The sequence below is a fragment of the Pseudomonas sp. 10C3 genome (assembly GCF_036346185.1).
Classification (GTDB): domain Bacteria; phylum Pseudomonadota; class Gammaproteobacteria; order Pseudomonadales; family Pseudomonadaceae; genus Aquipseudomonas.
In genome coordinates, this window is record NZ_JASJVE010000004.1 from 175,155 (window position 1) to 193,844 (window position 18,690).

General features: G+C 59.3%; 15 protein-coding genes. 5 read left to right on the forward strand and 10 right to left on the reverse strand.

Annotated features, from left to right (window positions below; all coding sequences use genetic code 11):
• Nucleotides 1–118 precede the first annotated feature (118 nt).
• Together QN399_RS05635 and QN399_RS05640 are read right to left on the reverse strand one after the other, a co-directional pair.
• Nucleotides 119–958: a TIGR02285 family protein gene (locus tag QN399_RS05635; protein ID WP_322178164.1), complete on the reverse strand. Its 840-nt coding sequence runs from the start codon at nt 956–958 to the stop codon at nt 119–121.
• Nucleotides 959–1,045: 87 nt separating this feature from the next.
• A complete protein-coding gene (locus QN399_RS05640) occupies nt 1,046–2,245 on the reverse strand; it encodes a CaiB/BaiF CoA-transferase family protein (protein WP_322215229.1) in 1,200 nt (399 codons plus the stop codon).
• A 190-nt stretch (nt 2,246–2,435) separates the two neighbouring features.
• On the opposite strand from QN399_RS05640, the gene QN399_RS05645 reads away from it, so the two are divergent.
• The 3 genes from QN399_RS05645 to QN399_RS05655 all read left to right on the forward strand — a co-directional run bounded on the left by QN399_RS05645 (nt 2,436) and on the right by QN399_RS05655 (nt 5,973).
• Nucleotides 2,436–2,978, forward strand: a complete 543-nt coding sequence (locus QN399_RS05645; protein WP_322178166.1) for a YaeQ family protein — start codon at nt 2,436–2,438, stop codon at nt 2,976–2,978.
• 60 nt (nt 2,979–3,038) lie between these two features.
• Complete coding sequence (gene recJ / locus QN399_RS05650) at nt 3,039–4,754, forward strand: single-stranded-DNA-specific exonuclease RecJ (RefSeq protein WP_322178167.1); 1,716 nt, start codon at nt 3,039–3,041, stop codon at nt 4,752–4,754.
• 112 nt (nt 4,755–4,866) lie between these two features.
• Nucleotides 4,867–5,973: an NADH:flavin oxidoreductase/NADH oxidase gene (locus QN399_RS05655; protein WP_322215232.1), complete on the forward strand. Its 1,107-nt coding sequence runs from the start codon at nt 4,867–4,869 to the stop codon at nt 5,971–5,973.
• 95 nt (nt 5,974–6,068) lie between these two features.
• Here the strand turns inward: QN399_RS05655 and QN399_RS05660 are convergent, their stop codons facing one another.
• From QN399_RS05660 to QN399_RS05695, 8 genes are all read right to left on the reverse strand, one after another.
• Nucleotides 6,069–7,547 carry an amino acid permease gene (locus tag QN399_RS05660; RefSeq protein WP_330200672.1) on the reverse strand — a complete coding sequence of 493 codons (1,479 nt, stop codon included), beginning with the start codon at nt 7,545–7,547 and terminating at the stop codon, nt 6,069–6,071.
• Nucleotides 7,548–7,694: 147 nt separating this feature from the next.
• The gene (locus tag QN399_RS05665) at nt 7,695–9,119 is read right to left on the reverse strand and encodes a gamma-aminobutyraldehyde dehydrogenase (RefSeq protein ID WP_323566377.1); all 1,425 of its coding nucleotides are present in this window, start codon (nt 9,117–9,119) and stop codon (nt 7,695–7,697) included.
• 118 nt (nt 9,120–9,237) lie between these two features.
• A complete protein-coding gene (locus QN399_RS05670) occupies nt 9,238–10,065 on the reverse strand; it encodes an ABC transporter permease (protein WP_219061174.1) in 828 nt (275 codons plus the stop codon).
• Entirely contained in the window at nt 10,055–11,005 is a 951-nt protein-coding gene (locus QN399_RS05675) for an ABC transporter permease (protein WP_330200673.1), read from the reverse strand. The genes QN399_RS05670 and QN399_RS05675 overlap by 11 nt, the downstream gene beginning before the upstream one ends.
• A gap of 2 nt (nt 11,006–11,007) precedes the next feature.
• Complete coding sequence (locus QN399_RS05680) at nt 11,008–12,048, reverse strand: ABC transporter ATP-binding protein (protein ID WP_322178172.1); 1,041 nt, start codon at nt 12,046–12,048, stop codon at nt 11,008–11,010.
• A 143-nt stretch (nt 12,049–12,191) separates the two neighbouring features.
• Entirely contained in the window at nt 12,192–13,343 is a 1,152-nt protein-coding gene (gene ydcS, locus QN399_RS05685; protein ID WP_322178173.1) for a putative ABC transporter substrate-binding protein YdcS, read from the reverse strand.
• Between the two features lie 118 nt (nt 13,344–13,461).
• The gene (locus QN399_RS05690; protein ID WP_322217724.1) at nt 13,462–14,925 is read right to left on the reverse strand and encodes a gamma-aminobutyraldehyde dehydrogenase; all 1,464 of its coding nucleotides are present in this window, start codon (nt 14,923–14,925) and stop codon (nt 13,462–13,464) included.
• A gap of 135 nt (nt 14,926–15,060) precedes the next feature.
• The gene (locus QN399_RS05695; protein WP_322178175.1) at nt 15,061–15,975 is read right to left on the reverse strand and encodes a LysR family transcriptional regulator; all 915 of its coding nucleotides are present in this window, start codon (nt 15,973–15,975) and stop codon (nt 15,061–15,063) included.
• Nucleotides 15,976–16,171: 196 nt separating this feature from the next.
• Between QN399_RS05695 and QN399_RS05700 the strand changes: the two genes are divergently transcribed.
• Together QN399_RS05700 and QN399_RS05705 are read left to right on the forward strand one after the other, a co-directional pair.
• Nucleotides 16,172–16,921 (forward strand): tellurite resistance TerB family protein, encoded by a 750-nt coding sequence (locus QN399_RS05700; RefSeq protein WP_322178176.1) that lies wholly within the window; start codon nt 16,172–16,174, stop codon nt 16,919–16,921.
• A 140-nt stretch (nt 16,922–17,061) separates the two neighbouring features.
• The gene (locus QN399_RS05705) at nt 17,062–18,684 is read left to right on the forward strand and encodes a methyl-accepting chemotaxis protein (protein ID WP_322178177.1); all 1,623 of its coding nucleotides are present in this window, start codon (nt 17,062–17,064) and stop codon (nt 18,682–18,684) included.
• The last annotated feature ends 6 nt before the right edge of the window (nt 18,685–18,690 follow it).

An 18,690-nucleotide genomic window follows, 5' to 3' on the forward strand; every position in this document is an offset into this window, starting at 1 on the left:
GGTGATTGTTGCCTGTCGTACTGGTCCCGAGGGACCACGGTTTGACCCCGAGTTAGTTACCCCGCTGCTCGGGGTTTCTTTTGTCTATAGTTTGGCACGCGTCAGTATTTCCGTGGGCTCAGGGCTTATCGAAAAACGCCTTGGCATCCTTCAGATATTCCACGCGGGACGACGGGTCGAGCCACTCGGCGTAGAGATCGACAAGTGTGCTCTCGCGCAACACGCGCATTTCGCGGTTGATGATCTCCATGGCCTCCCGGCCTCGCTCGGTATTCGAACAACCGACATGGGCGAACTGATATTTGGCGGTGCCTTTGACCGGGTAAAACGCCAGTTCTTCAGGGTCGATGCTTTGGTGCTGTGCCTGGTAACGGGCTTCTGGCCAGTAACTGATAAAGGCTTGCAAGCGGCCCAGGCGCTCCATCTGTAACAGGCTGCCGACCGCATCGTTGCCGTAATGCTCGCTGACGTCAGCGCCTGACGCGCTATGAACAATTTGATCGATCACCGGGCCGTAACTGCGTTCGGCCACTACCCCGAGCTTTATCGTCTGGCTCGCCAGTAACGCCACCAGGTCGATCTGGCCGTTTTCGATGAAGGGGCTGAAGCGACTCGCGTCTTCACGACGAATGACGATGCCGTTGCTGGCCACTGCATACGTAGGGATCGAGAAAATGATGGTTTTCGCTCGCTCTGGAGTCCAGAGCAGCGTCGGGTCGCAAGTGAGGGAAGGCTCATGAAGCATTTGCATGCCTCGGGCGCGATTGACCCGCAACAGCTGGTGTTCGAACTCGGGCATGCGGGCGATCAATAGGGGCATCAGCCGATCAATCGAACCTTGGCCCTGCTGCGGGCCTGAGGCAATCGTCAAGGGCGGTAGATCGCGCAGTAACCAGATCAATGTGTCTTTTGCCATGCTGGTGCGCGGCACGCCAATGAGCGATACCAAGACTAGCATGAGCTTTAAACAGGGCTTGGCGGCCCGCAAGGAGCGATAGAACATTCGCTGATGAATCCTCGGGAAGTGCCTGAATTATAGCGTCATTTAGATGACGCCTTGTTCGCGCAAACGAACAATCTGTTCAGCGTCATAACCCAGAGCTTTCAGTAGCTCGGCATTATGGGCCCCCAGCTCGGGTCCGACCCAGTCTGCAGACCCCGGTGTTTCCGAGAGTTTGGGGACGATGCCGGGCATTTTGAACAATTTTCCATCGGGTAATTTGGCCTGGAGAAACATTTCCCGGGCGAGAAATTGCGGGTCACTGAACATGTCTTCAGCTGAGTAAATACGACTGGCAGGCACCTGAGCTTCGGTCAGTGCACTCAACAGTGTTTCCAGCGGCAGCGAACCGACCCAGCGATCAATCACGCCGTACAGTTCATCACGGCGGCTGTCCCGCCCGTCATTGCTGGCCAGCGCGGGATCATTGGCCAGGTCCTCACGCCCGATGACCTGCATGAACCGTTTGAAGATCGCATCGCCATTGGCGCCAATCTGTATGTGCTTGCCGTCGGCGCTGGTGTGAATCGAAGAGGGCGTAATGCCGGGCATGATGTTGCCGGTGCGCTCACGGATGAACCCGAACACATCGAACTCCGGGACCATGCTTTCCATCATCGCGAAAATTGCTTCGTACAGCGCCACATCCACTACTTGGCCCTGGCCGCCGTTGACTTCGCGGTGACGCAACGCCATCAGCGCTCCGATCACACCCCACAGCGCGGCAATCGAGTCACCGATTGAAATCCCGGTGCGTACCGGTGGCCGATCCTCGAAACCGGTGATATAGCGCAACCCGCCCATGGATTCCCCGACTGCGCCGAACCCTGGCTGATCTTTCATCGGTCCGGTCTGGCCGAAACCGGACAGGCGCACCATCACCAGTTTCGGGTTCAGTGCGTGCAAGGTTTCCCACCCCAGACCCAGCTTTTCCAGGACGCCGGGTCGAAAGTTTTCGATGAGGATGTCGGCCTCGCCCAGCAACTGCTTGAGGATGGCCAAACCCTCGGGATGCTTGAGGTTGAGCGTCAGCGACTTTTTATTGCGCGACTGAACAAACCACCACAGCGAAGTCCCCTCGTACAGCTTGCGCCACTTGCGCAGGGGATCGCCGCCGTCCGGCGATTCGATTTTGATCACCTCGGCACCGAACTCGGCGCAGATGCGCGAGGCGAAAGGGCCAGCAATCAACGTTCCCAGTTCAATGACTTTTAGACCGGCAAGGGGTTTGGCAGTGAGTGGCATGGGGCATCCTGTGGGCAGCGAATGGCCTTAGCCTATTCGATTCTGGCGACAGATTCTGCCCCGGCGGCACCTTGGTCTGGCATCAGGCGCTTATTTGTCCCGACCGCCGGGCAGATCAGGCCGGTTCGGTCGTTCAATGGGTCAGCATCGGTTAGACTTGGCGCCTTTCTCCGCATCTAGAAGCCCGTTCATGGCCCAGCCGTCCACGACCTACAAATTCGAACTCAATCTCACCGACCTCGACCGTAGCGTCTATGAAAGTGTCAAACAGACGATCGCCCGCCACCCCTCTGAAACTGAAGAGCGCATGACCGTGCGTTTGCTGGCTTATGCCTTCTGGTATAGCGAGCACCTGGCGTTTGGCCGTGGCTTGTCGGACGTGGACGAGCCCGCGCTCTGGGAAAAGAGCCTGGATGGTCGCGTGTTGCACTGGATCGAAGTGGGCCAGCCCGACGCTGATCGCATCACATGGTGCTCGCGTCGTACCGAGCGCACCAGTCTGTTGGCCTACGGCAGCTTGCGTGTCTGGGAAACCAAGGTCATCCCGGTCGCGAAAAACCTGAAAAACGTTAACATCGCCGCCGTGCCGCAAGACATTCTGGAAGTCCTGGCCAAGGACATGCCACGCGTTATCAAGTGGGACGTGATGATCAGCGAAGGAACGATTTTCGTAACCGACGACCGTGGTCAGCACGAAGTTCAGCTGCAATGGCTCACCGGCGAGCGCGGCTGATACGCCTCGCCACTGATTGCTCTGCCAGCTCGCCAATCAAAGAAATCCAGCGGAAACCGAATGCGCATCGAACCTCGCCTGTTGCCTGACACTTTGCCGTTTCTCGGCGACCTGCCGCCTTTGCTGACGCGTCTGTATGCCGCGCGCGGCGTGCTGTCCGAGGTCGAGCTGGACAAAAGTCTGACCCGCCTGATTCCTTATCAGCAGCTCAAAGGGATCGATGCGGCGGTGGACCTGTTGGTCACGGCGTTGAACGAGCGTCAGCGCATCCTGATCGTCGGCGACTTCGATGCGGACGGTGCGACCGCCAGCACTGTGGGCGTGCTGGGGTTGCGACTGCTCGGTGCCGCGCATGTCGATTATCTGGTGCCGAACCGTTTCGAATATGGTTATGGCCTGACCCCGGAAATTGTCGCCGTCGCCTTGCAGCGAGAGCCGCAATTGCTGATCACTGTGGATAACGGTATTTCCAGCGTCGACGGTGTGGCGGCGGCCAAGGCTGCGGGCTTGCAGGTACTGGTCACTGACCACCACTTGCCCGGCCATGAACTGCCGGCAGCCGATGCCATCGTCAACCCGAATCAGCCCGGTTGCGAATTCCCCAGCAAGGCCCTGGCCGGCGTCGGGGTGATTTTCTACGTGTTGATGGCATTGCGCGCACGGTTGCGTGATACCGGTTGGTTCGAGGCCAACCAGCGGGTGCAACCGAACCTCGGTGAGCTGCTCGATCTGGTTGCACTGGGCAGCGTCGCCGATGTGGTGCCGCTGGACGCCAACAATCGCATCCTGGTCCATCAAGGCCTGCTGCGCATCCGTGCAGGTCGGGCGCGACCGGGGCTCAAGGCGATTCTCGATGTCGCGCGCCGTGAACCTGCGCGCATTACCTCGACCGACCTCGGGTTTATCATTGGGCCACGTTTGAATGCTGCCGGTCGTCTGGATGACATGAGCCTTGGCATCGAATGCCTGCTGTGTGAAGACGAAACCCTGGCCCGTGAAATGGCGGTGCAACTCGACGAGTTGAACCAGGACCGCAAATCCATCGAGCAGGGCATGCAGCGTGAAGCACTGGCCCAGCTCAAGGACTTGCCACTGGAATCGATGCCGTTCGGCTTGTGCCTGTTCGAGGCGGATTGGCACCAAGGGGTGATCGGGATTCTCGCTTCACGCCTGAAAGAGCGTTATCACCGTCCGACCATCGCCTTCGCCAGCGCCGGGGAGGGCGTACTCAAAGGTTCGGCGCGTTCAGTGCCGGGGTTTCATATCCGCGATGCGCTGGATGCCGTGGCGGCCAAACATCCGGAACTGATCAGCAAGTTTGGTGGGCATGCGATGGCCGCTGGCCTGTCGTTGCCTGAAGCGAACTTCCCGGCGTTTGCCGAAGCCTTTGACGCGGAAGTGCGTCGCCAACTGTGTGAAGACGACCTGACCGGGCGCCTGCTGTCGGATGGCACGCTGGCCGTGGAAGAGTTTCATCTGGAACTGGCCCGGGCGCTGCGCAACGCGGGTCCCTGGGGGCAACATTTCCCTGAACCGTTGTTCCATGGCGTGTTTCAGTTGGTAGAACAACGCATCGTTGGCGAGCGTCATCTGAAGATGGTACTGAAAAGCGAATGCGGCTCGCTGAAACTCGATGGCATCGCCTTCAGCGTCGACCGCGAGATCTGGCCGAACCCGACCATTCGCTGGGTCGAACTGGCGTACAAACTGGACCTCAACGAATTTCGTGGCAACGAAACCGTACAGTTGATGGTGGCGCATATCGCTGCGCGTTGATTTGCTGCAGGAACCCTGATCTCTCTTGAGTTGTCGACTAGGCTCTAGGCATTGTTGTACAGAAACATGCCACACAGAATCTGGAACCCGATTGTCAATTTGAGAGGTCCCCATGAGCCTGCTGCTTGAACCCTTTACCCTGCGTCAACTGACCCTGCTCAATCGCATCGCGGTGTCGCCGATGTGTCAGTACTCCTGTGTCGATGGCCTGGCCAACGACTGGCATCTGGTTCATCTCGGTAGCCGCGCCGTCGGCGGTGCCGGGCTGGTATTCACCGAGGCCACCGCCGTCACCAAAGACGGGCGCATCACTCCCGAAGATTTGGGGTTGTGGAACGACGAACAGATCGAGCCTTTGCAACGCATCACCCGTTTCATCACGGCTCAAGGTGCGGTTGCCGGTATCCAGCTGGCGCATGCCGGTCGGAAGGCCAGCACTTGGCGACCCTGGTTGGGCAAGCAGGGCAGCGTGCCATTAAGTGAGGGTGGCTGGACACCAGTCGGGCCTTCGCCTATCGCATTCGACCCCAAACACACGGCGCCAGTACAACTGGATGAGCACCAGATCCAGGAGGTGATTCAGGCGTTCGTCGACGCGGCGCAGCGCGCGCTGACGGCGGGTTTCAAAGTGGTCGAGATTCACGCCGCTCACGGCTATCTGTTGCATCAGTTCCTGTCGCCGTTGAGCAATCAGCGTCGCGATCAATATGGCGGCACGTTTGAAAATCGCATTCGCCTGACCCTGCAAGTCACCGAGGCGGTACGCGCCATTTGGCCCGAAGAACTGCCATTGTTCGTACGTGTCTCTGCCACTGACTGGGTCGAAGACGGCTGGAATCCGGACGAAACCGTTGAGCTGGCGCGACGCTTGAAAAACATAGGCGTGGACTTGATCGACGTGTCGTCGGGCGGCACGTCTGCCAATGCAGAAATTCCAGTCGGCCCCGGTTACCAGACTCGGTTCGCCGAGCGGGTGCGCAAGGAGTCGGGGATTGCTACCGGCACCGTCGGCATGATCACAGAACCGGCCCAGGCCGAGCACATCCTGCGTACCGGGCAAGCTGACTTGATCCTGCTCGCCCGCGAACTGCTGCGTGATCCGTACTGGCCCCTGCACGCTGACGATGACTTGGGCGGACGCAAAGCCACCTGGCCCGCGCAATATCAACGCGCGACTCATCGTGATCAACCGATCCATGAGTCCGATTTGCGCGAGTGAGGTCGAGCACTCCGCCCACCGGGGGCGAACCTATTCGCGAAGACGCCCAGACGAAATGCCCACGCAGAGCGTGGGCATTCTCAGATCAAAGGCTTTTACTTGCTGACTTTCCAGGCATCCCCAGCGGGCGCCGTACCGTGGTCGTACGGTTTACCCAGCCACATGTAGATCAAGCCCAGGCCAATGACAATGGCGGTGGTCAGGACCATGGCGTAGTTGATGTACCAGGCGGCATCCGGGGTACGAGGCCAGGCCATGTTGATGATGGCCAACACCCCGTAGATCAACGCGCCAAGGTTAATGGGCAGGCCCCATTTACCGAGGCTGAATTGACCGCTTGGCTTCCAGCCGCGTGCGCGGGCGAAGAGGGCGGCCATGACAATCATCTGGAACGCCAGGTAGATACCGATGGCGGCGAAGCTGACGATGGTGGCGACCGCATCCTGCAACACAAAGCCCAGGCAGATGATCAAAGCGGGCAGTACGCCAGCAACGAACAACGCTGCAACTGGCACCTGAGTGTTGGGTGACAAGCGTTTCAGCACAGTGCTGCCGATGATCATTTCATCCCGTGCGTAGGCATAAAGCAGGCGGCTGGCGGCGGCTTGCAAGCTGATGACGCAGGAGACGAAGGACACCATCACCACGGCCATCACCACTTTCGAGCCATTGACGCCAAAGGCGTTGCTGAGGATGGTGGTCACCGGATCCTTGTCGGTGCCGTTGATCACTGCGGCCATGTCCGGTACGGAGAGGATCAGCGCCAGGCAGGCGAACATCGCTGCTGCGCCACCGATATAGATGGTCATGCGCATGGCGCGCGGGATCATCTTGCTCGGGTTAGGCGTTTCTTCGGCAACATCACCGCAGGCCTCGAAGCCGTAGTACAGGAACATCCCCGCCAGCGACGCGGTCAGGAACGCCGGCATGTAAGAGCCATCAATGCGGATGTCGAAGGTATTGAACAGCACACTCAACGGTTGGTGACGCTCGAAGATCAGCAGATACAGACCGACGATTACCGCACCGATCAGTTCGCAGAGAAAACCAAACATGGCGATGCGCGCGAGCACTTTGGTGCCGCTGAGATTGACCAGCGTGGCAAACAGGGTCAGCACCAGCGCGATGACAATGTTGGTGTTGGCGCTAGGCTCGAAACCGAGCATGGCGGCCAGATACGGTCCGGCACCCACAGCAACGGCGGCGATGGTCACGCACAGGGCGATTGCATAGATCCAGCCAACCATCCATGCCCAGCGCTTGCCCACCAAGCGACGAGCCCATGGGTACACACCGCCGGAAATCGGGAACTGCGAAACCACTTCACCGAAAATCAGGCACACCAACAACTGACCCATGCCCACTAACAGGTAAGCCCAGAACATCGGTGGACCGCCTGCTGCCAGGCACAGGCCAAACAAGGTGTAGACGCCCACCACGGGCGACAGGTAAGTGAAGCCGAGGGCGAAGTTCTCCCACAGGCTCATGGTGCGGTTGAAGTTGGAGGTGTACCCCAACTTGAGGAGTTGTTCTGCATCGCTGTCCAGCGCGGCGGCTAGCGGGGTTGCGCTCATATGTTTCTCCAGAAAATCGGCAGATTTGGTGTGTCCGAAACTGTGGTTGTGCACTCACTGCACAACCCGATTCGGTCGTTATTGTTTTGATCTGGATTGCGGGTGAAACGGAAATCGTCGAAGGCTGCGATAGCGCGTGAAACGCCCTCAGTGTTTGAACATCACATGGCGCACGGTGGTGTAATCCTCCAGTCCGTACATGGACATGTCTTTGCCATACCCGGAGAGCTTCTGCCCGCCATGGGGCATTTCGCTGACCAGCATGAAGTGGGTGTTGACCCAGGTGCAGCCATACTGCAAGCGCGCCGCCATCCTGTGGGCGCGTCCGACGTCTTGGGTCCAGACCGATGAGGCTAAACCGTAGTCCGAGTCGTTGGCCCAACCCAATACTTGCGCCTCATCGTCGAACTGGGTGACCGAGACCACCGGGCCGAACACTTCGCGGCGGACGATTTCATCATCCTGTTTCGCACCGGCAATCACGGTGGGTTCGAAGAAGAAGCCGTTGCCCTCAACCACTTTGCCGCCAGTGATCAGGCGCATGTGCGATTTAGCGAGTGCGCGTTCGACGAAGCCCACCACGCGGTCGCGATGCTGTGCAGTGATCAGTGGACCGAGCTCGGTTTCCGGGTCGTCTTGCAAACCGTACTTGATGGTGCTGACAGCTTCGCCCAGCCGGGTAACGAATTTTTCGTAGATGCCTTTTTGTGCATAGATCCGGCACGCGGCGGTGCAATCCTGGCCGGCGTTGTAGAAGCCGAACGTGCGAATGCCCTCGACCGCAGCGTCGATATCAGCATCATCGAAAATGATTACCGGTGCCTTGCCGCCCAGCTCCATGTGCATGCGTTTGACGCTGTCGGCGGTGCTGGAAATGATGTGCGAGCCCGTGGCGATAGAGCCGGTCAACGAGACCATGCGCACTTTTGGATGGGTCACCAGCGGATTGCCGACGGTTTGCCCTCGACCGAACACCAGATTGAGTACACCGGCCGGGAAGATATCGGCCGCCAGCTCCACCAGACGCAACGCGGTCAGTGGTGTTTGCTCGGACGGTTTGAGCACCACGGTATTGCCAGCGGCCAGCGCCGGGGCGATTTTCCAGGCGACCATCATCAGCGGGTAGTTCCAGGGCGCAATCGACGCCACGACACCGATAGGATCACGACGGATCATCGAGGTGTGGCCCGGCAGGTATTCACCGGCCGCTGAACCACTCATGCAGCGACTGGCGCCCGCGAAGAAGCGAAATACGTCAGCAATCGCCGGGATTTCATCGTTCAGTGCGGCGCTGTAAGGCTTGCCGCAGTTGTCCGACTCCAGTTTGGCCAGCTCTTCGCCATGGGCTTCAATGGCGTCGGCCAGTTTGAGCAACAGCAGCGAGCGATCTTTGGGCGAGGTCTGTGACCAGCTTTCAAAGGCCGCATCGGCAGCCCGCACGGCGGCGTCAACCTGGGCTTCACTGGCTTCGTTGATTTCGACCAACACCCGACCCAAGGCTGGGTTGAAGACAGACTGGCTGGGACCTTCGCCAGCGACGAGATGGCCATTGATCAACAGTTTTGTTTGCATGGTTGATTCCTCTTCAGGCAATTATTGTCGTCGAGCAAAAAAACGGTAGAAGCCGCCGAAGGCCGTTCCGGCCTTATCGCAGCCTTCGGCAGCTCCTACAGGGGATTGTTGGTGTTCTTTATTTACCGCCACTGCCGGCCACGCTCTCGCCGCCGCGTGTCAGGTAATAGGCGCCGAGGATCGGCAGCATGGTCACCAGCATCACCAGCATGGCGACCACGTTGGTCACCGGTACGTCGCGTGGGCGACTGAGTTGGTTGAGCAGCCAGATCGGCAACGTGCGTTCATGGCCGGCGGTAAAGGTGGTCACGATGATTTCGTCGAACGACAGGGCGAACGCCAGCATCCCTCCGGCCAGCAATGCCGAACCGAGGTTGGGCATGATGATGTAGCGGAAGGTCTGCCAGCCGTCTGCACCCAGGTCCATCGACGCTTCGATCAGGCTGTGGGACGTGCGGCGCAAGCGGGCGATGACGTTGTTGTAGACAATCACCACGCAGAAGGTTGCGTGGCCGACGATGATGGTGAACATCCCCGGTTCGATTCCCAGGGTCTTGAAGGCCGAGAGCAGGGCGATACCGGTGATGATCCCCGGCAGGGCGATGGGCAGAATCAGCATCAGCGAAATGCCGTCCTTGCCGAAAAAATCCCGTCGGTACAGCGCAGCGGATGCCAGCGTGCCGAGGACCATGGCGATCAACGTGGCGATGCAGGCGATCTCCAGCGAGAGCTTGATGGACTCCAGCACATCGGGGCGCGAGAACGCCACGCTGAACCACTTCAGGGTGAAACCCTGGGGTGGGAAGCTGAAGGCGGCATCTTCGGTGTTGAAGGCGTACATGAAGATGATGAAAATCGGGAAGTGCAGGAACACCAGCCCACCCCATGCGGCCAGCTTCAGGCCAAGGGAGGCTTTTTCCCCCTGCAACGAAGGTTTAGAGCGCATCGAAGGCCCCCAGTCGTTTGACAATGGACAGATAAACAGCGATCAGCACGATGGGCACCAGAGTGAAGGCTGCGGCCATGGGCATGTTGCCGATAGCGCCTTGTTGGGCGTAGACCATGCTGCCGATGAAGTAGCCGGGTGGACCGATCAGCTGCGGCACGATGAAGTCGCCCAAGGTCAGGGAAAAGGTGAAAATTGAACCGGCAGCGATTCCTGGCACCGACAGCGGCAACGTCACGTTCATGAAGGTCTGGCGTGGCGTGGCGCCAAGGTCGGCGGAGGCATGCAACAACGACGGGGGCAAGCGCTCCAGTGACGCCTGGATTGGCAGGATCATGAACGGCAGCCAGATGTAGACGAAGACCATGAAGCGCCCCAGGTGCGAGGTCGACAAGGTGCTACCGCCCACGCCGGGAATACCCAGGATGAACTGCAACACCGGTTCCAGCCCCATGTGCTGAACGAACCACTGCGCCACGCCGCCTTTGGCCAACAGCAGGGTCCAGGCATAGGCCTTGACGATGTAGCTGGCCCACATTGGCATCATCACGGCGATGTAGAAAAATGCCTTGGTCTTGCCCGTGGTGTAGCGCGCCATGTAATAGGCGATAGGGAACGCGACGATGCCGCTGGCAATAGACACCGCCACCGCCATGCCCAAGGTGCGCTTGATGATGTCGAAATTCGCCGGACTGAACAGGGCCGCGAAGTTGGCCAGGGTCAGTTCAGGAGTGACTGCCATGGTGAAGTCGTCGAAGGTATAGAAGCCCTGCCACAATAGGGTCAGCAGCGAACCGAGATAGACCGCGCCGAACCAGAGCAGTGGAGGGATCAGTAGCAGCGTAAGGTAGAGATTGGGGCGGCGATAGAGCAGGTTGGAGAAGCGCCGCAAGGGCGATTGTCCGGGCTGCGTCGCCGGGTGGGAGATGGCCTGGCTCATGGTCACAGACCCTCGCCCGCGGCCGGTTCGTGCAGCGTGATCATCGCCTCACGGGCCCAGCGTGCGGTGATTCGCTGACCGGTCTGGTAGTGCGTGCTGGTGTCCAGCCACTGGTTGTTGGCCTGGCTGATATTCAGGGTCTGGCCGTTGTCGAGGGTGAGTTCGTAGCGGGTGGCGCTGCCTTGATATTGAATATCGTGCAGCAGGCCGCTGACCTGGATCTCGTGACTGCCAACCTGGCCTTCGGCAAAGCGGATGTGTTCCGGGCGAATCGAAAACGGTTGAGCGATGCCGCTCAATTGCAGGGCCAGCTCGCCGTGCAATACGTTGGAGGTGCCAACGAACTCGGCGACAAAGGTGGTGGCCGGCTTCATGTACAGATTGCGTGGGGTATCGACCTGCTCGATGCGCCCTTTGTTGAACACCGCCACGCGGTCGGACATGGACAGGGCTTCGGTCTGATCGTGAGTGACGAAAATAAAGGTGATGCCGAGTTGGCGCTGGAGCTTCTTCAGCTCGCCTTGCATCTGTTCGCGCAGCTTCAAATCGAGGGCGCCCAGCGGCTCATCGAGCAGCAGCACGCGGGGCCGATTGACCAAGGCGCGTGCCAGTGCAACACGTTGACGCTGGCCGCCGGAGAGTTGCACCGGTTTGCGGTCGCCGTAGCCATTGAGCGCGACCATGGCCAAGGCTTCCTCGGCACGCTTGAGACGTTCGGCTTTACCGACGCCCTTGACCTTCAAGCCATAGGCAACGTTGTCCCGCACGTTCATGTGCGGGAACAACGCATAGTCCTGGAACACGGTGTTCACATCACGCTGATAGGGCGGCAGGCCTGCCGCCTCTTCGCCATGAATGCGGATTGAGCCTGCGCTCGGCTGCTCGAAACCGGCAATCAAGCGCAGACAGGTAGTTTTGCCCGAGCCCGACGGGCCCAGCATGGAAAAGAACTCACCGTCCTGAATATCAATGGAAACCCGGTCAACGGCTTTCACTTCGCCGAACTGACGGGAAACGTGGGTGAACTGGACTGCAAGCGTCATGGTGTGTAGCTCCGAAAATGCGGGTGAATCATTTGCGACTGCTTTGCAGTCGCTCGCGGGCAAGCCCGCTCCTACAGGGACAGCGCAGATTTTGTAGGAGCATGGTTTGCCTGCGGTAAGGTCCGCAGGACCTTCAGACGGACTCAGCGACCGCCCATGATCGCGATGTAATCCTGGGTCCAGCGGCTGTACGGCACGAACTTGCCGCCTTCAGCTTGCGGGGTTTTCCAGAAAGCGATCTTGTCGAACTGGTCGAAACCATTGGTCGCGCACCCTTCGGCACCCAGCAGTTCGCTGGCCTTGCACGCTGCGGGTACTGCTGGCAATGAACCGAACCAGGCGGCAACGTCGCCCTGGACTTTAGGTTGCAGCGACCAGTCCATCCACTTGTAGGCACAGTTCGGGTGCTTAGCGTCGGCGTGGAGCATGGTGGTGTCAGCCCAGCCGGTAGCGCCTTCTTTTGGAATGGTCGAGGCCACAGGCTGTTTGTCAGCCTTGAGGCCGTTGACCATGTAGCCCCATGAGCTGGAGGCCGCGACGCCTTCGTTCTTGACGTCACTCATCTGGACGGTGGCGTCGTGCCAATAACGGTGGATCAACGGCTGTTGTTTGCGCAGTAGGTCGAGGACCGCCTTGTACTGGGTTTCGTTGAGTTCATACGGGTTTTTAATCCCCAGTTCAGGCTGGGTCGACTTCAGGTACAGCGCGGCATCTGCGATATAGATCGGGCCGTCATAAGCCTGCACACGGCCTTTGTTGGGTTTGCCGTCTGGCAGGTTTTGCGCTTCGAATACCACGCTCCAGCTGACGGGCGCGACCTTGAACACAGTGGTGTTGTACATCAGCACGTTCGGGCCCCACTGATAAGGCGTGCCGTAGGTTTGTTTGTTGACCACGTACCAAGGACCGTTCGCCAGGCGCGGGTCGATGTTCTTCCAGTTCGGAATCAGCGCGGTGTTGATGGGCTGGACCCGCTTGCCGACGATCAGTCGCAGCGACGCATCGCCTGATGCCGTCACCAGGTCATAACCGCCCTTGGCCATCAAGCTGACCATCTCATCGGAGGTGGCGGCAGTTTTGACGCTGACCTTGCAGCCGGTCTCTTGCTCGAAGCCGGTTACCCAATCGTATGCCTTGTCGCTTTCACCCCGTTCGATGTAGCCCGGCCACGCGACAATATCGAGCTGGCCCTCGCCGTCGCCTACGGTTTTGAGCATCTCTGCCGCGGAGACACCGCAGCTGGTGAACATACCGGTGACTACAGCGCTGAGTACTGCGGTCTTGAGCACTGACATGGGATTCCCTCTTCTTTAATTATGGTCGGGGCAGTTTTGAACGGGTACGACATGCCCTTTTCGGGCTGATTATTAGAGTGCTGTAAAGCGTAGTGCAGTCATTCGTCTTGAGCGTTGTTCAGCTCAAGTCTTGCCCGTGACGCGCCATGATGTGGCGCACCACGCTGTAATCCTGCAACGAGTCGCTGGATAAATCCTTGCCATAACCCGAGCGCTTGAGGCCGCCGTGGGGCATTTCGCTGACCAGCATGAAATGGCTATTGATCCAGGTGCATCCGTACTGCAAGCGCGCGGCCACTTGCATGGCCTTGTCCAGATTCTGGGTCCAGATCGACGACGCCAGGCCGTATTCCGAGTCGTTGGCCCAGTCCACCGCTTGCTCAAGCTGATCGAAGCGGGTCACGGTGACGACCGGACCGAACACCTCGCGCTGGACGATCTCGTCGGTTTGTTTGCAGCCGGCGAGCAGGGTCGGCTGATAGTAGAAGCCTGCCCCGGAATGCACCGCTGCGCCCGTAATGCGCTCGATGTGTGGCTGGCCCAATGCACGCTCGACGAAGCTGGCGACCCGATCACGCTGGCGGGTGCTGATCAGCGGACCGATTTCATTGTCGGCGTCACGTTTGCCGGCAAAGCGCAGGCTGCTGACCGCCGCGCCGAGTTCGGCCACCAAGCGATCATGAATGCCTGTCTGTGCGTAGATTCGGCACGCGGCCGTGCAATCCTGCCCCGCGTTGTAGTAGCCGTAGGTGCGCACGCCCTCAACCACCGCCTGAATGTCAGCGTCGTTGCAGACGATGACCGGGGCTTTGCCGCCCAGTTCCAGGTGCGTGCGTTTGAGGGTTTTGGCGGCTGCCTGAAGGATTTTTTGTCCGGTAACGATGTCACCGGTCAGCGATACCATGCGTACTTTCGGGTGGCTGACTAAATGGCTACCGACACCTTCACCGCCGCCGCAGATGATATTGATGACCCCGCGCGGCAACAGCTCAGCCAGCGCCGGGGCCAGCGCCAGGATCGACAGTGGTGTGTGTTCGGACGGTTTGAACACCAACGTGTTGCCCGCCGCCAGTGCCGGGGCGATTTTCCAGGCGGCCATCATGATCGGGTAATTCCACGGCGCGATGGACGCCACCACGCCAATCGGGTCACGCCGAACCATGCTGGTGTAGCCTGGCAGGTATTCGCCGGAGAGTTGTCCTGTCTGGCAGCGCACGGCGCCAGCGAAAAAACGGAACACGTCAACCGTGGCGCTCAAGTCATCCTGGCGCGCCAGGTGCAGGGGCTTGCCGCAGTTCAGCGATTCCAGGCGGGCGAGCTGATCGGCTTGTTTTTCAATGACGTTGGCAATGGACAGCAGGATGTTCGAGCGTTGTTGCGGTGTGGTTCGAGACCAGCTGGCAAAGGCGCGGTGGGCGGCGAGGATTGCGGATTCGACTTGTTCAATGCTGGCTTCGGCAATATGAGTCAGTACTTCGCCGGTGGCTGGATTGAGGATCGGTTCGACGAAACCTTGGCCTGCGACCAGTTCACCGTCGATTAACAGTGCCGTGAACAATGGGGTCGGGTGCGCGCCGGGCATGTTGGGTGCTCTCTTTTTTTTTGTGGCCGTGGGGTCCATGGGCTTGCTCCTTGGCGCGCCCGGCCATCTATAGCCACAGAGACTAGTGCGCGGGCGAGAGGTCGACAAATGCTAAATACTGAAAGCTGCGTTCGATTAAATAGATAGCCTGCGCCCGGTATGAGGTTGCTCGCGGGCGACGCTCAAAAAGGGGTCGACCAACGCGGGTCGTGCCGTGCCTCGGCGCCATGCCAGGCCTACGTCCAGGGTCTGGCTGAGGTCCGCCAAGGGGCGCGCTTCGATGATGTCGCCCTCCAGCGACCAGGGCCGATAGGTCATGTCTGGCTGGATGGAAACCCCGAGTCCGGCTGCCACCAGGCTCCGGACGGCTTCGGTCGAAGCTGTGCGCAGTGTGATGTGCGGTTGCAGGCCGGCTCGCGACCACATGCGCTGGGCATTCATGTCCATTTCATCGACATTGAGCTGAATTAACGGCTCGCGAGCGACGTCTGCCAGGTTAATGCTGTCGTGTTCCAGCAGGGGGTGCTGCGCAGGCAGCCAGACCCGGTGCGGTGAGTGGGTGAGTACTTCGGTTTGCAGGGCGTAGCGGTCTTCGAGGTTGGACAGGATCAACACCCCGACATCAATCTCGCCGCTGACCAGCAAATGCTCGATATACGGGCGCTCGTCTTCCATTACGCGGATGTCGACGTTGGGGTAAGCACGCTGAAAACGAGTCAACAAGTCCGCCAGGTAATAGCCCGCCACCAGGCTGGTCACGCCGACAATCAACTGGCCTGCTACCTGGTCGGTGCTTTGTTGCAGGCTGCGCTTGGCGTTGTCCACCGTGGCCAGGATCAAGTGCGCCTGGCGCAGGAACTGGTGGCCCTGATGGGTCAGGCTCATGCCCTTGGCATGGCGGTTGAACAGCGTGACGCCGATTTCCTGTTCCAGTTGCTGGATCGCCAACGTCAGCGTGGACTGGGAAATGTACACCGCCTGTGCGGCGGCCGAGATCGAACCGGTTTCCGCGACCGCGATGAAGTGACGGATCTGGCGCAACGTCATCATGAGAGGGCAGCTCTGGCGAGGTTGTTGATTGGTTTTTTAGATGTTTCAGAGTGTATATCTTTTTAAACGATAGTTGAGCGAGTGACGCTGCCTGGAGGGCCATGCAACATTTCGAAGCACTCCTCAAACCTGCCCGGACACACTTCGTTCTACTCTGCTTGCCACGAAACGACTGACAAGTTCTGGAGGCTTTCCCATGAATACGCGTGGCTTACTCGATCAACTGCTTAAGTCCGGGCAGGACCTGCTACAGAACAAAACTGGCGTGCGAACGGGCAATCATTCCGATAACAGCGCCCCCGCTGCGGGCGGTTCAGGGGGGTTAGGCGGTTTGCTCGGTGGGGCGGGCGGAGGGTTGGGTGGGTTCCTGTCCGGTGCGGGCGGCGGAGCATTGGCGGCTGGTGCGATGGGTTTGCTGATGGGTAATAAAACCGCACGCAAGGTGGGCGGCAAGGCGCTGACCTACGGTGGTCTCGCGGCGCTGGGGGTTTTGGCCTACAAAGCCTATGGCAATTGGCAAGCCAATCAAGGCACAGCCCCACACTCCGAGCCACAAACTATTGACCGGCTGCCAGCGCCGCAGGTCGAAGAGCACAGTCAGGCGATTCTCAGGGCACTGGTGGCTGCGGCCAAGGCGGACGGCCATGTTGATGACCGTGAGCGTCAGTTGATAGAGGGTGAATTCACCAAGCTGACCAACGATCAGGAGCTGCGGCATTGGTTGCAGGCCGAACTCAACAAACCTCTCGATCCGGCAGAAGTCGCTCGAGCGGCGAACACGCCGGAAATGGCCGCCGAAATGTACATTGCCAGCGTGATGTTGGTGGATGAGGAGCACTTTATGGAGCGCGCCTATCTTGACGAACTTGCTCGCCAACTCAGGTTGGACCCTGCACTCAAGGTAGAGCTTGAGGCGCAGGTGCGGCAGGCTTCTGATAAAGGGTGAGCAACCAGCTGAAAGTATGTCGGAAACACCCGTATTAGCCTTAAGGGGGCTGGGCTATACTCAGCCTGCTTTGGGCCGTCTGTTGGTCCACTTCTTGAACTCGGCGGATGCTGCCGGTGTTGAACTCTTGAGGGCTGACTGTGAAGAACTGGACGTTGCGCCAACGGATTCTGGCGAGTTTCGCTGTGATCATCGCCATCATGTTGTTGATGGTTGTCGTGTCGTACTCCCGACTGCTTTCTATTCAGTCCAGCGAGGAGCAGGTCCGCACTGATGCTCTGCCGGGCCTTTATTACAGCACCACCATCCGCAATGCATGGGGCACTAGTTACGTTGTCACCTTGAAGCTGCTCGGCGAAGACGAAGGTCGGCCGCTTACGACGGCTGAACTTGAGCAGTTCAAGGCTAACGAAGCCATCCTCGAAAACGAAGTGAGCAACTATAAGAAAACCATTTTCAGCTCAGATGACCAGGTCCGCTTCGATGCATTTGAGAGGCAACATGAGGTTTATCGGAAAGCCCTCGATGACGTTCTCGCGCTTTATCAAGCCAATGATTTTATCAAGGCCCGCAGTGCGCTCAACACGCAGCTGTCCCCTGTCTGGAATCTGGGTCGCGATCTTATCAATACGTTGATCACCGAAAACAAGAAACTGGCTGACCATGCGGCCGAATCAATTAGCGTCTCGGTGACTGACGCGAAAATCAGCATGGGTATTTCCCTGCTGATCGCCCTGGCTGCTGCCGCGAGCTGTGGCTTGCTGTTAATGCGCGCAATCATGGCGCCGATGCAGCGCATCGTGCAGATTCTCGAGGTCATGCGCACCGGTGACTTGAGCAAGCGCCTGGACCTGGACCGCAAAGATGAGTTCGGTGCAGTCGAAACTGGCTTCAACGACATGATGACCGAGTTGACGGGCCTGGTTTCACAGGCCCAGCGTTCGTCGGTACAGGTCACCACCTCGGTGACCGAGATCGCCGCGACCTCCAGACAGCAACAGGCCACGGCCACCGAAACGGCTGCCACCACCACGGAAATCGGTGCGACCTCCAGAGAAATCGCCGCCACGTCCCGTGATCTGGTGCGCACCATGACCGAGGTCACCTCCGCCGCGGATCAGGCTTCGATCCTTGCAGGCTCCGGCCAGCAAGGCCTGGCGCGTATGGAAGAGACCATGCATCAGGTCATGGGGGCTGCCGATCTGGTCAACGCCAAGTTGGCGATCCTCAATGAGAAGGCCGGCAACATCAATCAGGTGGTAGTGACCATCGTCAAAGTGGCCGACCAGACCAACCTCTTGTCGCTCAACGCGGCCATCGAAGCGGAAAAAGCGGGTGAGTATGGGCGCGGTTTTGCCGTGGTTGCGACTGAAGTACGTCGCTTGGCCGATCAGACCGCCGTGGCGACGTACGACATCGAGCAGATGGTTCGTGAGATTCAGTCGGCCGTGTCCGCAGGCGTGATGGGCATGGACAAGTTCTCCGAAGAAGTCCGTCGTGGCATGTTCGAAGTGACGCAGGTCGGCGAGCAGCTTTCGCAGATCATCTATCAGGTGCAGGCCTTGGCGCCGCGAGTCCTGATGGTTAACGAAGGCATGCAGGCGCAAGCCACCGGTGCCGAACAGATCAATCAGGCGCTGGTGCAACTGGGTGATGCCAGCAGCCAGACAGTTGAGTCGTTGCGTCAGGCCAGTTTCGCCATTGATGAGCTGAGCCAGGTGGCGGTGGGGCTGCGCAGCGGCGTCTCGCGTTTCAAAGTCTGAGACCGG

Excerpts from the sequence above, each read along its gene's own strand:
- QN399_RS05635 (WP_322178164.1), bottom strand. The coding sequence starts at position 958 with ATGCTAGTCTTGGTATCGCTCATTGGCGTGCCGCGCACCAGCATGGCA.
- QN399_RS05640 (WP_322215229.1), bottom strand. The coding sequence starts at position 2,245 with ATGCCACTCACTGCCAAACCCCTTGCCGGTCTAAAAGTCATTGAACTG.
- QN399_RS05645 (WP_322178166.1), top strand. The coding sequence starts at position 2,436 with ATGGCCCAGCCGTCCACGACCTACAAATTCGAACTCAATCTCACCGAC.
- recJ (WP_322178167.1), top strand. The coding sequence starts at position 3,039 with ATGCGCATCGAACCTCGCCTGTTGCCTGACACTTTGCCGTTTCTCGGC.
- QN399_RS05655 (WP_322215232.1), top strand. The coding sequence starts at position 4,867 with ATGAGCCTGCTGCTTGAACCCTTTACCCTGCGTCAACTGACCCTGCTC.
- QN399_RS05660 (WP_330200672.1), bottom strand. The coding sequence starts at position 7,547 with ATGAGCGCAACCCCGCTAGCCGCCGCGCTGGACAGCGATGCAGAACAA.
- QN399_RS05665 (WP_323566377.1), bottom strand. The coding sequence starts at position 9,119 with ATGCAAACAAAACTGTTGATCAATGGCCATCTCGTCGCTGGCGAAGGT.
- QN399_RS05670 (WP_219061174.1), bottom strand. The coding sequence starts at position 10,065 with ATGCGCTCTAAACCTTCGTTGCAGGGGGAAAAAGCCTCCCTTGGCCTG.
- QN399_RS05675 (WP_330200673.1), bottom strand. The coding sequence starts at position 11,005 with ATGAGCCAGGCCATCTCCCACCCGGCGACGCAGCCCGGACAATCGCCC.
- QN399_RS05680 (WP_322178172.1), bottom strand. The coding sequence starts at position 12,048 with ATGACGCTTGCAGTCCAGTTCACCCACGTTTCCCGTCAGTTCGGCGAA.
- ydcS (WP_322178173.1), bottom strand. The coding sequence starts at position 13,343 with ATGTCAGTGCTCAAGACCGCAGTACTCAGCGCTGTAGTCACCGGTATG.
- QN399_RS05690 (WP_322217724.1), bottom strand. The coding sequence starts at position 14,925 with ATGCCCGGCGCGCACCCGACCCCATTGTTCACGGCACTGTTAATCGAC.
- QN399_RS05695 (WP_322178175.1), bottom strand. The coding sequence starts at position 15,975 with ATGATGACGTTGCGCCAGATCCGTCACTTCATCGCGGTCGCGGAAACC.
- QN399_RS05700 (WP_322178176.1), top strand. The coding sequence starts at position 16,172 with ATGAATACGCGTGGCTTACTCGATCAACTGCTTAAGTCCGGGCAGGAC.